This is a genomic window from Pelagibacterium mangrovi, assembly GCF_036662815.1.
In the GTDB taxonomy this organism is placed as follows: domain Bacteria; phylum Pseudomonadota; class Alphaproteobacteria; order Rhizobiales; family Devosiaceae; genus Pelagibacterium; species Pelagibacterium mangrovi.
This window is the reverse complement of record NZ_JBAFXA010000003.1, coordinates 259,543-273,801: the sequence shown is the minus strand read 5'-3', so window position 1 is coordinate 273,801 and position 14,259 is coordinate 259,543. Positions and strand designations below refer to the sequence as shown.

Genomic DNA, 14,259 nt, shown 5'->3' with positions numbered 1-14,259 from the left:
GGATGCTCACCGATCAGGACCGCATTTTCACAAATCTCTACGGCCAGGACGATTGGGGCCTCGAAGGCGCGCGCCGTCGCGGCTCCTGGAGCGGCACCAAGGACCTGCTCGACAAGGGTCGCGAATGGCTGACCAACGAGGTCAAGGCTTCGGGTCTGCGCGGTCGCGGCGGCGCTGGTTTCTCGACCGGGCTGAAATGGAGCTTCATGCCCAAGGTCAATGATGGCCGCCCGCATTACCTCGTCGTCAATGCCGACGAATCCGAGCCGGGCACCTGCAAGGACCGGGAAATCCTGCGCCACGACCCGCACCATCTGGTCGAAGGGTGCCTGATCGCGGGCCGCGCCATGGATGCGCATGTGGCCTATATCTATGTGCGCGGCGAATTCATGCGCGAGCGCCACCGACTCGAAGCTGCCGTGCAGCAGGCGTACGACGCGCGCCTCATCGGCAAGGACAATGTCCATGGTTGGGATTTCGATATCGTCGTCCACCATGGGGCAGGGGCCTATATTTGCGGCGAGGAAACCGCGCTGCTCGAATCCCTCGAGGGCAAGAAGGGCCAGCCGCGTCTGAAGCCGCCATTCCCGGCCGGCATGGGGCTTTACGGTTGCCCCACCACCGTCAACAACGTCGAATCCATAGCCGTCGTCCCGGAAATCCTACGGCGCGGCGCGTCGTGGTTCGCCGGACTGGGGCGCGAGAACAACACGGGCACCAAGCTCTTCTGCGTTTCCGGGCACGTCAACAACCCGGCGACCTTCGAAGAAGAAATGGGCACGCCCTTCGAAGAACTGATCGAAAAGCATTGCGGCGGCATTCGCGGCGGCTGGGACAATCTGCTGGCTGTCATCCCCGGCGGCTCGTCAGTTCCCTGCGTGCCGGGCGAGAAAATCCGCGGTGCAAACATGGACTTCGACGGACTTCGTGAAGTGGGCTCTTCGCTCGGTACCGCCGCCGTGATCGTCATGGACAAGTCCACCGATATCATCAAGGCGATCTGGCGCCTGTCGGTCTTCTACAAGCACGAAAGCTGCGGCCAGTGCACGCCGTGCCGCGAAGGCACTGGCTGGATGATGCGGGTCATGGAGCGCATGGTGCGCGGCGAGGCGCAAAAGCGCGAGATCGACATGCTGTTCGCCGTCACCAAACAGGTCGAAGGCCACACCATCTGCGCCCTCGGCGACGCCGCCGCCTGGCCGATCCAGGGCCTGATCAAGAACTTCCGGCACGTGATCGAAGAGCGGATCGACGCATACACCTACAAGTCCACCTCCGATGGCGCCGTGCCATCGGTCGCGGCGGAGTAATCCGATATGGCGCAAATCAAGGTTGATGGCGAACTGATCGAGGTTCCCGATCACTTCACGCTGATGCAGGCCGCCGAGGCGGCGGGCGCGGAAATCCCGCGCTTCTGCTACCATGAACGCCTGTCGGTCGCCGGCAATTGCCGTATGTGCCTCGTCGAAGTGAAGGGCGGGCCGCCCAAGCCGCAGGCAAGCTGCGCCATGAGCGTGCGCGACCTTCGCCCCGGCCCCAATGGCGAAGCGCCCGAAATGTTCACCAACACGCCCATGGTCAAGAAGGCCCGCGAAGGCGTGATGGAATTCCTGCTCATCAACCATCCGCTCGATTGCCCGATCTGCGATCAGGGCGGCGAGTGCGATCTGCAGGACCAGGCCATGGCCTATGGCGTCGATACCTCCCGCTATTGGGAGAACAAGCGCGCCGTCGAAAACAAATACATCGGCCCGCTGGTCAAGACGATCATGAACCGGTGCATCCACTGCACCCGCTGCGTACGCTTCACAACCGAAGTCGCCGGCGTTTCCGAACTAGGCCTGATCGGTCGCGGCGAAGATGCCGAGATCACCTCCTATCTGGAGCAGGCACTCACCAGCGAGCTCCAGGGCAATGTCATCGACCTCTGCCCGGTCGGCGCGCTGACCAGTAAGCCCTATGCCTTCCAGGCCCGCCCGTGGGAGCTGACCAAGACCGAGTCTATCGACGTGATGGATGCCGTGGGCTCCAACATCCGCGTCGATGCCCGTGGCCGCGAAGTGATGCGGGTTCTGCCGCGCATTCATGAAGGCGTCAACGAGGAGTGGATTTCCGACAAGACCCGTTTCATCTGGGACGGTCTACGCACACAGCGCCTCGATCGCCCCTATGTGCGCAAGAACGGCAAGCTCAAGCCCGCAAGCTGGGCCGAAGCCTTCGCCGCCGTGGCAGCGCTGGTCAAGTCCGTCGAGCCCAAACGTATCGGTGCTATCGCCGGCGATCTGGCCGGCGTCGAGGAAATGTACGCCCTCAAATCCCTGGTGGCCGCACTCGGCTCGCCCAATATCGATGCCCGCCCGGCAGGGTCGGCGCTCGATCCGAAAAAGGGTAGGGCGTCCTACATCTTCAATCCCACCATCGCCGGGATCGAGCAGGCCGACGCCATTCTTCTGATCGGCACCAACCCGCGCCGCGAAGCCGCCGTCCTCAACGCCCGCATCCGCAAGGCGTGGCGCGCCGGCAATGTGGAAATCGGCGTCATCGGCGAAGCCGCCGATCTGACCTATGACTACGCGCATCTGGGTGCCGGCCTCGACTCGCTGGCCGATCTTGCGGCTGGCAATGGCGCCTTCGCTGAAATCCTCCGCAACGCCCAGCGTCCCATCGTCATCGTGGGCGAGGGAGCCGTCACAGGCGCAGCGGGCAAGGATGCTCTTGCCCTCGCCGCCGAAATCGCCAACGTCTCCGGCGCACTTACCGAGGAATGGAACGGCTTCGCCGTCCTCCACAACGCCGCTTCCCGCGTCGGCGCCCTCGATATCGGTTTCGTCCCCGCTCGCGGCGGTCTCGACACTGCCGCCATGCTCAAGGGCAAGCTCGACGTGCTCTTTCTGCTCGGGGCCGATGAGGTCGACATGTCCGCCCTCGGCGACACCAAGCTGGTCTATATCGGCAGCCATGGCGATGCCGGCGCCCATCGTGCCGATATCATCCTGCCAGCTGCCACCTATACGGAAAAGTCCGCCACCTACGTCAACACCGAAGGCCGCGTGCAGATGACCACCCGCGCGATCTTCGCCCCCGGCGAGGCCAAGGAGGACTGGGCCATCCTGCGCGCGCTGTCGTCAGTGCTGGGCCAGACGCTGCCTTTCGACTCCCTTGGCGCACTTCGGGCTCTTCTCTATCGCGAGTATCCGCACCTCGCCCAGCTCGATGCGATCGCGCCGGGCGCCGCTTCCGAAATCTCGGCGCTTGCGAACTCTGCCGCACCGAAATCATCCTACGCCCTGATCTCCCCGGTCGGCGATTTCTACCTCACCAACCCCATAGCCCGCGCATCTGCTGTCATGGCCGAATGCTCGCAGCTCATGGCGGGTCTGAAACAGGCCGCGGAGTAAGGCAGCGATATGGACTGGATCGTATACGCGCTCGACTATCTCTTCGGTGTCCCCATCATCGGTTTGGGCACCATGGTCGGGTTTGTCTGGAAAGCCCTGCTGCTGCTCGTCGCGCTCCTGGTGTTCACGGCCTATATTCTGCTGGCCGACCGTAAGATCTGGGCCGCCGTCCAGATCCGCCGTGGCCCCAACGTCGTGGGCGCCTTCGGCCTGCTCCAGAGCTTCGCCGACCTCCTGAAGTTCACCTTCAAGGAGCCGGTGATCCCCGCCGGCGCCGACAAGGCCGTCTTCATCCTCGCGCCGCTAGTCACCGTCCTCCTGGCGCTCGCCGCATGGGCCGTGGTCCCGGTTTCCGACGGCTGGGCGCTGGCCGATATCAATATCGGCATCCTCTATATCTTCGCCATCTCCTCGCTCAGCGTCTATGGCGTCATCATGGCGGGCTGGTCCTCGAACTCGAAATACCCGTTCCTGGGCGCGCTCCGCTCCGCCGCGCAGATGGTTTCCTACGAAGTCTCGATCGGTTTCGTCATCATCACCGTATTGCTCTGCGTCGGCTCGCTGAATTTGACCGACATCGTCCGTGCACAGGAGGCCGGTGGCCTTGCGCACATGCTCGGCGTGCCGTGGCTCACCTTCCTAAACTGGTACTGGCTGCCGCTGTTCCCGATGTTCATCATCTTCTTCATCTCAGCGCTCGCCGAAACCAACCGCCCGCCCTTCGACATGGTCGAGGCGGAGTCCGAGCTCGTCGCCGGCTTCATGACAGAATACGGCTCCACCCCCTACATGATGTTCATGCTGGGCGAATACGTCGCCATCATCCTGATGTGCGCGCTGACCACCATCCTGTTCCTGGGCGGCTGGTCCGCACCGATCGACCTGCCGCCCTTCACCTGGATACCGGGCGTGGTCTGGTTCGTCCTGAAGGTGTGTCTGGCCTTCTTCATGTTCGCCATGGTCAAGGCCATGGTCCCCCGTTACCGCTACGACCAGTTGATGCGTCTGGGCTGGAAAGTCTTCCTGCCGATCTCGCTTCTGATGGTCGTCGTCGTCGCCGCCGTCCTCATGCTTACGGGCTGGGGCTGGCATGGCGGCATGGCATAAGGAGAGAGCCGAAATGAAAGCCTTGCGGTTTCTCGACGCCCTGTTCCTTCGCGAATTCGTGTCGACCTTTTTCCTGGCGATGCGCTATTTCTTCTCGCCCAAGCCCACCATCAACTATCCCTTCGAAAAAGGCGCCGTCTCCCCGCGTTTCCGGGGCGAGCACGCCCTGCGCCGCTATCCCAATGGCGAAGAGCGCTGCATCGCCTGCAAGCTCTGCGAAGCCATCTGCCCAGCCCAGGCCATCACCATCGAAGCCGGCCCGCGCCAGAACGACGGCACGCGCCGCACCGTCCGCTACGACATCGACATGGTCAAATGCATCTATTGCGGCTTCTGCCAGGAAGCCTGCCCGGTCGATGCCATCGTGGAAGGTCCCAATTTCGAATTCGCAACCGAGACGCGCGAGGAGCTGTATTTCTCCAAGGAACGTCTCCTGGCCAATGGCGACCGTTGGGAGCGTGAACTCGCCGCCAACATCGCCCTTGATGCGCCGTACCGTTAGGAGCGACAGGTGACCTTGCCGCTGTTTTTCTTCTACCTGTTCTCCGCCGTCGTCATCGCGTCGGCGATCATGGTGATTTCCTCGCGAAATCCCGTGCATTCGGTGCTTTTCCTGATCCTGGCGTTCGTCAACGCGGCCGGCATATTCATGCTGGCGGGCGCCGAATTTCTCGCGCTCATCCTGATCGTGGTCTATGTCGGCGCCGTCGCCGTGCTGTTCCTGTTCGTTGTCATGATGCTCGACGTCGATTTCAAGGAGCTCCGCCAGGGCGTCATGCAATACGCCCCGATCGGCATCGTGGTCGGCGTTATCCTGCTGCTCGAATTGCTGATGGTCGCTGGCTCGGCCTTCGTCGTTCCCGAAGTTGCGGGATCGGGCGCTCTGCCAATTGATGCGGGCGTCGAAAACACCAGGGCGCTCGGGCAAGTGCTCTACACACGATACATCTATCTTTTCCAGGCGTGTGGTCTCGTGCTGCTCGTGGCCATGATCGGGGCGATCGTCCTCACCCTGCGCCACAAGCCGAACGTCAAGCGTCAGGACATCGCGGCCCAGGTCGCGCGAGGGAAATCGGGCGTCACGACCGTCAAGGTCGAGAGCGGAAAAGGGCTGTAAGGGGGACTGAATATGACACCGGTTATCGGGCTCGGTCACTTCCTGACCGTAGCGGCCATTCTGTTCACCATCGGAGTGTTCGGAATTTTCCTCAACCGCAGGAACATCATCATCATCCTGATGTCGATTGAACTCATCCTGCTCGCCGTCAACATCAACCTAGTGGCCTTTTCCGCCCATCTGGGCGATCTCGTCGGCCAGGTGTTCGCGTTGCTGATCCTGACCGTCGCCGCCGCCGAGGCCGCCATCGGCCTCGCGATCCTCGTGATCTTCTTCCGCAATCGAGGTTCGATTGCTGTGGAAGACGTCAACATGATGAAGGGCTGAGCCGGCCATGATCCAGGCAATCGTCTTTCTGCCGCTGATCGGCGCGCTGGTGGCGGGTCTCTTCGGCCGCGCCATCGGCCACAGGCCCGCCGAGATAGTCACGACCTCGCTGCTGATCGCGGCGGCCGTGCTGTCATGGATCGTCTTCATCCCCTTCTTCCTGGGCGATGGCGAAGCCTACAAGGTCACCGTGCTGACCTGGATTCATTCCGGTGATCTCCAGCTCGATTGGGTGCTGCGCGTCGATACGCTCACGGCCATCATGCTGGTCGTGGTCAATACCGTCTCCAGTCTCGTGCACCTTTATTCCATCGGCTACATGCACGACGACCCGCACCGGGCGCGGTTCTTCGCCTATCTCTCGCTCTTCACCTTCGCCATGCTCATGCTGGTGACGGCCGATAACTTCGTCCAGATGTTCTTCGGCTGGGAAGGAGTGGGCCTGGCGTCCTATCTGCTGATCGGCTTCTGGTACAAAAAGGAAACCGCCCGCGCCGCCGCCATGAAGGCATTTGTGGTCAACCGCGTGGGTGATTTCGGTTTCGCCCTGGGCATTTTCGGCACTTTCTTCCTCCTGGGCACGCTCGGGTTCGATGAAACCTTCGCGGCGCTACCCGGCGTCGCCGATGCTACAATGGGTTTCCTGTGGTGGGATGCGCACGCGATGACCGTCGTCTGCCTGCTGCTGTTCATGGGCGCCATGGGCAAATCGGCCCAGTTCCTGCTCCACACCTGGCTTCCCGACGCCATGGAAGGCCCGACGCCTGTTTCGGCGCTCATCCACGCGGCAACCATGGTCACTGCCGGCGTTTTCATGGTTGCGCGGCTTTCGCCCATGTTCGAGCTAAGCGAAGCGGCGACCGTGTTCATCATCACCATCGGCGCCATCACCGCCTTCATGGCGGCGACGGTCGGTCTGGTCCAGAATGATATCAAGCGCGTCATCGCCTATTCGACGATGTCCCAGCTCGGCTACATGTTCGTGGCGCTCGGGGTAGGGGCCTATTCGGCGGGCATTTTCCACCTCTTCACTCACGCCTTCTTCAAGGCGCTGCTGTTTCTTGGCGCCGGCTCGGTGATTCATGCGATGCATCACGAGCAGGACATGCGCAACATGGGAGGCATCGCGCGGAAAATTCCGCTGACCTATGCCATGATGCTCATCGGCACACTGGCGCTTACGGGCGTCGGTATCCCGGGCACTTCGTTCGGTTTCGCGGGCTTTTTCTCCAAGGATGCGATCGTCGAGGCGGCCTACGCCTTCGGTGGGAACACAGGGTCGTTCGCCTTCTGGCTTCTGGTCATCGCCGCGCTTTTCACGAGCTTTTACTCGTGGCGCCTCGTCCACCTCACGTTCCACGGCCCGACCCGCGCCGATCACCATACGTTCGATCATGCTCACGAGAGCCCGAACGTCATGCTGATCCCGCTCTATATCCTGGCCGTGGGTGCGGTGCTCTCGGGCGTGGTGTTTTATGACGCCTTCTTCGGCCATGCCGAGCATATCGAGCATTTCTTCCACGGCTCGATCGTGGTCGATGCGGGGATCATCGATGCGGCCCACCACGTTCCCACTTGGGTCAAATGGTCGGCGACCTTCGCCATGCTCATCGGCTTCGCCCTGGCGTGGTTCATGTATATCCGCAGCCCGGAAACGCCCAAGCGCCTCGCCGAGGAACATCGCGGGCTCTACCAGTTCCTCTTGAACAAATGGTATTTCGACGAGCTCTACGACCGCATCTTCGTGCGGCCGGCCCGCTGGCTGGGGACGGCGCTCTGGAAGGGCTTTGACGATTGGCTGGTCGATCAGACCCTGGTCGAAGGCCTGGGCCGTCGCGTCAAGCAGGCCACGGGCTACGTCACGCGCCTGCAGTCGGGCTACCTCTATCACTATGCCTTCGCCATGCTCATCGGCGTTACTGCGCTCATCACCTGGGCCATCGCCGCCGGGGGACTTCTGGGATGATCCTTGAAAACAACATCCTGACCATCGTTACCTTTCTGCCGCTGGTCGGGGCCTTTTTCATTCTGCTGACTCCGGGCCGCGATGCGGTCGCCGAGCTCAATATCAAGCGCATCGCACTGGCGACGACGGTGGTGACCTTCATCTTCACGCTGGTCATGTGGGGCATGTTCGATCCTGAAACGGCGTCGTTCCAGTTCGTCCAGAACCATGTCTGGCTCGGCGACGTCATCGGCTACCGCATGGGCGTCGACGGAATTTCGGTACTGTTCATTGTATTGACCGGCCTGTTGATGCCCATGTGCATTCTGGCGAGCTGGGATTCGGTCACCTTCCGCGTGCGCGAATACATGGTGCTGTTTCTGGTGCTCGAGATGCTGATGATCGGCGTCTTCTGCACGCTCGATCTGGCCATGTTCTACGTCTTCTTCGAAGGCACGCTGCTGCCGATGTTTCTCATCATCGGCATCTGGGGTGGCAAGCGCAGGATTCAGGCGAGCTACAAATTCTTCTTTTATACCTTCATCGGCTCGGTGCTGATGCTGCTCGCCATCATGGCGATGTATTGGTATGGCGGCACGCTCGATATCGCGCGGCTGCTGCGGGTCGATTTCCCCGAGGAGATGCAGTTCTGGCTCTGGCTGGCGTTCTTCGCCTCGCTGGCGGTCAAGATGCCCATGTGGCCGTTCCACCGCTGGCTGCCCGAGGCGCACGTCGAGGCGCCTACGGCGGGGTCGGTCATCCTGGCGGCGATTCTGTTGAAGCTGGGCGGCTATGGCTTCCTGCGCTTCTCGCTGCCCATGTTCCCCGATGCCTCGGCCTATTTCGCCAACTTCGTGTTCTTCCTTTCGGTCGCCGCCATCGTCATCACTTCGCTGGTTGCCTTCGTCCAGACCGACATCAAGAAGCTGATCGCCTATTCCTCGGTCGCCCATATGGGGTTCGTGACGATGGGCATCTTCACCGGTACGGTCTATGGCGTGCAGGGCGCCATCTTTCAGATGATCAGCCACGGCATCGTTTCGGGTGCGCTGTTCCTGTCGATCGGGGTCATCTACGACAGGATGCACACCCGCGATATCGATGCCTATGGCGGGCTGGTCGAGCGGATGCCCAGATACGCCTTCGCCTTCATGGTGTTCACAATGGCCAATGTCGGCCTGCCGGGCACTTCGGGCTTCGTGGGCGAGTTTCTGACGCTGCTGGCCATCTTCCAGGTCAACACCTGGTTCGCGGCCGTCGCGGCACTGGGGATGATCCTTTCGGCGTGTTATGCGCTCTGGCTCTATCGCAAGATCATCTGGGGCGCGCTGGAAAAGGAAAGCCTCAAGGGCATTCTCGATCTCAACCCCCGCGAGATGGTGACCATCGTCCCGCTGGTCGTGCTGACGATCTTCTTCGGTTTCTACCCCGCGCCGCTGATGGACGCGATGGCCGTCTCGGTCGGTGCGCTCGTCGAACAGTATCAGGCCGCCGTCGGCATCGAGCAGATTGCTCCGGCGGTCGACATACCGGTGCCGGCCGAAGCCGCTCCGGCGGCGCATTAGGAGGTGAATGTGGTGTCTCAATTTGCCGGTTTCGCCTCCCTGGCGCCTGCCTATCCCGAAATGCTGCTGGCCGTCGGCGCGCTGGTGATGCTCCTTGTGGGCGTCTTCTCCAAAAAGGAGAATTCGACGGTCATCACGGGCATTTCCATTGGCCTCTTACTGGCCGTCGCCATCATGATCGTCTTCCGCTCGACCGAAGGCGTCATCTTCGCGGGCGGTTTCATCAATGACGGCTTTGCCCGGTTCATGAAGGTGCTGGTCATCGCCGGTTCGGCCTTCGCGCTGATCCTTTCGGTCTCCACCGCCGTCGACAACGGGCTCAACAAGTTCGAATACCCGGTGCTCGTGCTCCTTGCGACGCTGGGCATGATGATGATGGTTTCGGCCAACGATCTCATGAGCCTTTATGTCGGCCTCGAGCTGCAATCGCTCGCCCTCTACGTCGTCGCCGCGTTCAAGCGCGACAGTGCCCGAGCCACCGAAGCGGGGCTGAAATATTTCGTCCTCGGCGCGCTGTCCTCGGGCATGCTGCTCTATGGCGCTTCGCTGGTCTATGGCTTTACCGGCCACACCCAGCTCAACGAAATCGCCCAGGCCGTGGCGCTGGGCGACCGCAATCCCGGTGTCATCTTCGGGCTGGTGTTCCTGCTCGCCGGTATCGCCTTCAAGATTTCCGCCGTGCCGTTCCACATGTGGACGCCCGACGTCTATGAAGGCGCACCGACGCCCGTCACCGCTTTCTTCGCCTCGGCCCCCAAGGTCGCCGCCATGGCGCTCCTCATCCGTATCGTCTTCGATGCGTTCGAGCCCATTGCCCGCGACTGGCAGCAGGTGGTGGTCTTCATTTCGATAGCGTCGATGGTGCTGGCCTCGTTCGCGGCCATTGGCCAGAACAATCTCAAGCGCCTTCTGGCCTATTCCTCCATCGGCCATGTGGGCTTCGCGCTTGTCGGCCTCTCGGCCGGCAGCCTCGTGGGCGTCGAAGGCGTCGCCATCTATATGGCCATCTACCTCGCCATGACCATCGGCACCTTCGCCTGCATCCTGGCGCTCAAGAACGAGGACGGCTACGTCGAAACCATCGACGATCTGGCCGGACTTGCCCAAAGCCGCCCGTTCGTCGCCGCCGTCCTGGCGCTCTTCATGTTCTCGCTGGTCGGCCTGCCGCCGCTCGCCGGGTTCTTCGCCAAATGGCAGGTGTTCCTGGCCGCGATCGAAGCCCAACTCTTCGTCCTGGCCGTCATCGGCATGCTGGCGAGTGCGGTTTCCGCCTTCTACTATCTGCGCGTCATCAAGGTCATGTATTTCGACGAACCAACCGCCTCATACGCCGTCCCGGCAGTCGAACTGCGTGTCGTGATCGCTCTTACCGGGTTCCTGATTCTCACCTATTACGTGACCGTGGGGCCGGCTCTGACAGCATTGGCGCACACTGCCGCGAATTCGCTTTTCTAGATGGTCGCGTTTCCGCTTCCTCCCAAAGCCGTCGAAGCCGGCTATCGCGTCATTGGCTTCGATACGGTCGGCTCGACCAATATCGAGGCGATGGATGCCGCCATGGCGGGCGATGCCGGCAAGATCTGGTTCGCCGCCCTCCAGCAGACCGAGGGCAGGGGGCGCCGGGGCCGGAAATGGGAAAACCCCCACGGCAACCTCGCCGCTTCGCTGCTGATCGTTCCCGATGCTCCCACCGCCAACCTCGCCAGCCTCGGTTTCGTCGCCGGTGTCGCGCTCAATTCCGCGCTGGCCCGGCTCCTGCCCGCCGCCGCCATCCGCAGCGGCATCGATGGAGCTGACGGAGCGTGGTCAGGAAAAGTTGGAGACTTTTCCGGTTCGACCGCGCGACAAGACAAAAATTTTGTGAGCGATAAGGGCAGGGCGCGCATCGCGCTCAAATGGCCTAACGATTTGCTCGCCGACGGCGCAAAGCTCGCGGGCATCCTGCTCGAAGCCCAGAAACGGCCCGACGGCAAGACCGCCATCGTCATCGGCATCGGGGTCAACGTCGTCGCCGCGCCCCAGGGCCTGCCTTATCCCGCGACCGCGCTTGCAGCGCTCGGCGCACCTTTCGATGCGGCTGCGGTGTTTGAGGCACTGGCCGAAAGCTGGGTCGAGTGTTACCAGACATGGAACAATGGCGAAGGCACCGCCGAGATCATCCGGGCCTGGCGCGGAAACGCCGCCGGGATCGGTACCGAGGTGGCCGTGCAACGCAACGATGGCGTCCTGCGCGGCGTTTTTGAAACGATTGATGATGCGGGCCATCTGATTGTCCGCGACGACGAGGGGCATCGGATCGCCATAGCGGCGGGCGATGTCCATTTTGGAACCACGGCGACGCTGCGCTAACGAGGGCGATTGCCGTAATTTTAGAGAGCATTCCCAGAAAAATCGGGTACCGGTTTTTCGCTTCGGGAACGCGACAACAGATAATTGAAGGGACGTGGCCGCACCCCGGCCGCGCTATTGGCTTATGGCGAAACGGAATTCGGGCACCGAGGAACTTGTCTTCGTCCCCCTCGGGGGCGTGGGCGAGATCGGCATGAACATGGGGCTTTACGGTTATGGCCCCGAGGATGACCGCAAATGGCTGGTCGTCGATTGCGGTGTCAGCTTCGGCGGCCCCGAACTCCCCGGCATCGAACTGGTCATGCCCGACCCGTCATTCCTGGAAGACGAGGCGGAAAACGTCGTCGGCCTGGTCCTCACCCACGCCCACGAAGACCACTACGGCGCCATCCTCGACATCTGGCCGGCTTTCGACAAGCCGGTCTTCGCCGGCCGTTTCGGCGCCGCCATGCTCAAGGCCAAGCGGATTTCCAACAACATCGAGGATGATGTGGAAGTCCAGATATTCACCCCCGGCATCCCCTTCCAGATCGGCCCTTTCAAGGTCGAGCCGATCGAAGTGTCCCACTCGATCCCCGAATCCAACGCCCTGCTGATCGAAACTCCCGCCGGCCGCGTGCTCCACACCGGCGACTGGAAAATCGATCCCTCGCCCGTCGGCACGCCGCCCACCAACATCAAGCGCTTCAAGGAGATCGGCGAGGACGGCAAGCCGCTCACGCTGATCTGCGATTCCACCAACGCCATGAAGGACGGCGACAGCCCGTCCGAAACCGAAGTCGGCGTTAATCTCGAGCGCCTGATCGCCACCGCCAAGAACCGTGTCGCAGTGACCATCTTCGCCTCGAACCTGGGCCGGATGATCTCCATCGCCCGCGCCGCCGCCAAGGCCGACCGCCAGGTCGTCGCCGCCGGCCGCGCCGTGCACCGCATCGCCGGCATCGCCCGCGAGCTGGGGCTGATGGAAGGCGTCCCCGATTTCCTCGACCAGGACGCCTATGGCTACCTGCCGCGCGACAAGGTCGTCCTGATCTGCACCGGCAGCCAGGGCGAAGCCCGCGCCGCCATGGCGCGCATCGCCGACGGCTCCCATCCGGTCATCGACCTTTCGCCTGGCGACATGGCAATCTTTTCCTCCTGGGCCATTCCCGGCAATGAAAAGGCCGTCCTCGACATCCAGAATAAGCTCGTCGACAAGGGCGTCGAAATCGTCACCGGTCGCGATGAGATGATCCACGTCTCCGGCCACCCGCGCCGGCACGAACTCGCCCAGCTCTACGATTGGCTCAAGCCCGACGTGCTGATCCCGGTCCATGGCGAACCCATGCATCTGGAAGCCCACGCCACCTTCGGCCGCGAAAAGGGGATCAAGAAGGTCATTTCCATCCGCAATGGCGATATGGTCCGTCTCTATCCCGAACCCAAGCACATGCCCGGCGAAGTTCGCACCGGCGTGCTCTATCTCGACGGCAATCTGCTGTGCACGCCCGAAGAGTCCAACGTGCGCGACCGCCGCCGGCTGGGATTCGGCGGCGTCGCCATCGTCAGCCTTGTGGTCAACGCTAAGGGACAGATCGTCTCAGGACCGGTATTCGATCTGGACGGCATCCCCGATCTGGCAGACGATGACGATCCGCTGAGCGCCGTCGCTCATCGGGCCGCAAGAAGCGTGATCAAGAGCTTCCCCGAAAAGCGCCGCTCCGACACGGGCCGTTTCGCCGAAGCCATCCGCCGCGCGGTGCGCTCCGAGCTCAACGCAGCCTGGGGGCGCAAGCCCATCGTCAAAGTGTTCGTCCATAAGGTATAGCTTGGATAATGCAGACCTTTACCTATATCGCGATCTATTTCGTCGTCTGGTGGACCGTGCTTTTCGTCGTCTTGCCCTTCGGCGTGCGCGGCCAGCATGAAGATGGCGAAGTGACCGATGGCACCGATCCCGGCGCGCCGGTCAATCCCTATCTATGGCAGAAGGCCCTGGCGACGACCATTCTCGCCGCCATCGTCACCGCGCTGATTTTCTGGGGTATGTCCAATCCTGCGTTGCAGGAATACTGGAGCTGACGGACGGTCAATCGGCGCAAGTCATGAGCAATTGAATTTGCAGATTCATCGCCGCCTCGAAGACGGGGCAGGCGGCCGATGCGTGTGGCTCCACGCCATACGCAAAACCTGTTCGAGCTCATCGCGTTCCAGCAGGGCGAGCCGAACCTGCGTCCAGCCGGTTTGCCCCCATTTTCCTGCAACCGGCGAGAAGATCTCGGGCGCCATTTCCACCTTCATGGCCTGTTCGTCGGGCGATAACGCAAGATTGAGCGTTTCGCCCGCTCCATCGACGGTGGCGTATATGCGCCCGGTCTTATAGGCAGTCCGCGCGTGATGGGGCGCTTCCTGCGTGCCTTCAAGGCTCATGGCAAGAGATCGCAAATCGTCTTTATCGACCATTCCAAACCT

Annotated in this window: 13 protein-coding genes; 12 read left to right on the top strand and 1 reads right to left on the bottom strand. The window is 62.1% G+C overall.

From position 1 onward, the window contains the following. Window positions 1-2: 2 nt before the first annotated feature. The 12 genes from nuoF (at window position 3) to V4T21_RS06385 (ending at window position 13,869) form a co-directional block, all read left to right on the top strand. Window positions 3-1,310: an NADH-quinone oxidoreductase subunit NuoF gene (nuoF, locus tag V4T21_RS06440; RefSeq protein WP_332714609.1), complete on the top strand. Its 1,308-nt coding sequence runs from the start codon at window positions 3-5 to the stop codon at window positions 1,308-1,310. Between the two features lie 6 nt (window positions 1,311-1,316). Then, the gene (gene nuoG, locus V4T21_RS06435) at window positions 1,317-3,398 is read left to right on the top strand and encodes an NADH-quinone oxidoreductase subunit NuoG (RefSeq protein ID WP_332714607.1); all 2,082 of its coding nucleotides are present in this window, start codon (window positions 1,317-1,319) and stop codon (window positions 3,396-3,398) included. Window positions 3,399-3,470: 72 nt separating this feature from the next. Next, a complete protein-coding gene (nuoH, locus tag V4T21_RS06430) occupies window positions 3,471-4,505 on the top strand; it encodes an NADH-quinone oxidoreductase subunit NuoH (protein ID WP_332715058.1) in 1,035 nt (344 codons plus the stop codon). A gap of 13 nt (window positions 4,506-4,518) precedes the next feature. Continuing rightward, a complete protein-coding gene (gene nuoI, locus V4T21_RS06425) occupies window positions 4,519-5,007 on the top strand; it encodes an NADH-quinone oxidoreductase subunit NuoI (protein WP_332714605.1) in 489 nt (162 codons plus the stop codon). Window positions 5,008-5,016: 9 nt separating this feature from the next. Continuing rightward, window positions 5,017-5,622: an NADH-quinone oxidoreductase subunit J gene (locus V4T21_RS06420; RefSeq protein WP_332714603.1), complete on the top strand. Its 606-nt coding sequence runs from the start codon at window positions 5,017-5,019 to the stop codon at window positions 5,620-5,622. 12 nt (window positions 5,623-5,634) lie between these two features. Further along, window positions 5,635-5,949, top strand: a complete 315-nt coding sequence (gene nuoK / locus V4T21_RS06415) for an NADH-quinone oxidoreductase subunit NuoK (protein ID WP_309161410.1) — start codon at window positions 5,635-5,637, stop codon at window positions 5,947-5,949. Window positions 5,950-5,956: 7 nt separating this feature from the next. After that, on the top strand, window positions 5,957-7,915 hold the full coding sequence (gene nuoL, locus V4T21_RS06410) for an NADH-quinone oxidoreductase subunit L (protein ID WP_332714597.1): 1,959 nt from the start codon (window positions 5,957-5,959) through the stop codon (window positions 7,913-7,915). Next, window positions 7,912-9,459, top strand: a complete 1,548-nt coding sequence (locus V4T21_RS06405) for an NADH-quinone oxidoreductase subunit M (RefSeq protein ID WP_332714596.1) — start codon at window positions 7,912-7,914, stop codon at window positions 9,457-9,459. The genes nuoL and V4T21_RS06405 overlap by 4 nt, the downstream gene beginning before the upstream one ends. A gap of 9 nt (window positions 9,460-9,468) precedes the next feature. Continuing rightward, window positions 9,469-10,914, top strand: coding sequence for an NADH-quinone oxidoreductase subunit NuoN (nuoN, locus tag V4T21_RS06400; protein WP_332714595.1), 1,446 nt, complete (start codon window positions 9,469-9,471; stop codon window positions 10,912-10,914). Beyond that, window positions 10,915-11,808: a biotin--[acetyl-CoA-carboxylase] ligase gene (locus V4T21_RS06395; RefSeq protein WP_332714593.1), complete on the top strand. Its 894-nt coding sequence runs from the start codon at window positions 10,915-10,917 to the stop codon at window positions 11,806-11,808. 124 nt (window positions 11,809-11,932) lie between these two features. Then, window positions 11,933-13,615 (top strand): ribonuclease J, encoded by a 1,683-nt coding sequence (locus tag V4T21_RS06390; protein WP_332714592.1) that lies wholly within the window; start codon window positions 11,933-11,935, stop codon window positions 13,613-13,615. Between the two features lie 8 nt (window positions 13,616-13,623). Then, window positions 13,624-13,869: a DUF1467 family protein gene (locus tag V4T21_RS06385; protein ID WP_332714590.1), complete on the top strand. Its 246-nt coding sequence runs from the start codon at window positions 13,624-13,626 to the stop codon at window positions 13,867-13,869. A gap of 45 nt (window positions 13,870-13,914) precedes the next feature. Here the strand turns inward: V4T21_RS06385 and V4T21_RS06380 are convergent, their stop codons facing one another. Beyond that, window positions 13,915-14,250, bottom strand: coding sequence for an MmcQ/YjbR family DNA-binding protein (locus tag V4T21_RS06380; protein ID WP_332714588.1), 336 nt, complete (start codon window positions 14,248-14,250; stop codon window positions 13,915-13,917). Window positions 14,251-14,259 lie beyond the last annotated feature (9 nt).

Excerpts from the sequence above, each read along its gene's own strand:
- nuoF (WP_332714609.1), top strand. The coding sequence starts at position 3 with ATGCTCACCGATCAGGACCGCATTTTCACAAATCTCTACGGCCAGGAC.
- nuoG (WP_332714607.1), top strand. The coding sequence starts at position 1,317 with ATGGCGCAAATCAAGGTTGATGGCGAACTGATCGAGGTTCCCGATCAC.
- nuoH (WP_332715058.1), top strand. The coding sequence starts at position 3,471 with ATGGTCGGGTTTGTCTGGAAAGCCCTGCTGCTGCTCGTCGCGCTCCTG.
- nuoI (WP_332714605.1), top strand. The coding sequence starts at position 4,519 with ATGAAAGCCTTGCGGTTTCTCGACGCCCTGTTCCTTCGCGAATTCGTG.
- nuoK (WP_309161410.1), top strand. The coding sequence starts at position 5,635 with ATGACACCGGTTATCGGGCTCGGTCACTTCCTGACCGTAGCGGCCATT.
- nuoL (WP_332714597.1), top strand. The coding sequence starts at position 5,957 with ATGATCCAGGCAATCGTCTTTCTGCCGCTGATCGGCGCGCTGGTGGCG.
- V4T21_RS06405 (WP_332714596.1), top strand. The coding sequence starts at position 7,912 with ATGATCCTTGAAAACAACATCCTGACCATCGTTACCTTTCTGCCGCTG.
- V4T21_RS06395 (WP_332714593.1), top strand. The coding sequence starts at position 10,915 with ATGGTCGCGTTTCCGCTTCCTCCCAAAGCCGTCGAAGCCGGCTATCGC.
- V4T21_RS06390 (WP_332714592.1), top strand. The coding sequence starts at position 11,933 with ATGGCGAAACGGAATTCGGGCACCGAGGAACTTGTCTTCGTCCCCCTC.
- V4T21_RS06385 (WP_332714590.1), top strand. The coding sequence starts at position 13,624 with ATGCAGACCTTTACCTATATCGCGATCTATTTCGTCGTCTGGTGGACC.
- V4T21_RS06380 (WP_332714588.1), bottom strand. The coding sequence starts at position 14,250 with ATGGTCGATAAAGACGATTTGCGATCTCTTGCCATGAGCCTTGAAGGC.